This is a genomic window from Brevibacterium sp. SIMBA_078 (genome assembly GCF_046534565.1).
In the GTDB taxonomy this organism is placed as follows: Bacteria; Actinomycetota; Actinomycetes; order Actinomycetales; family Brevibacteriaceae; genus Brevibacterium.
Window position 1 is genome coordinate 1 of sequence record NZ_JAWRYQ010000373.1, and the last position, 255, is coordinate 255.

Consider the following 255-nt stretch of genomic DNA (forward strand, 5'->3'; position numbering starts at 1 on the left):
TGTTTCGACATATTGTAAGATTTAGGTATTTCACCATATCCAGCTTCATAAGGGTATAAGAAAACTTTTTCCGTATTTTGACCAATTAGCTTGTTTTTATTAGCATCATAAGTGTTCTCTCCTATAGTTTGTAGCTTCAATATCGCATTCACTTTTGGTTGATATTTAGCAGGGATATTTAAACCCTTTAAGAGATTCTTAATCTTATCAGCTGGAATCACAGCCATTGATTGATCAGATATAGAGTCAATGTAT

Annotated in this window: 1 protein-coding gene; it reads right to left on the reverse strand. The window is 32.2% G+C overall.

The window, feature by feature from the left end; translation table 11 throughout:
- Positions 1-227: hypothetical protein (locus SB749_RS20085; RefSeq protein WP_410711860.1), on the reverse strand; the 227-nt coding region annotated here is incomplete at its 3' end.
- Between the last annotated feature and the right edge of the window lie 28 nt (positions 228-255).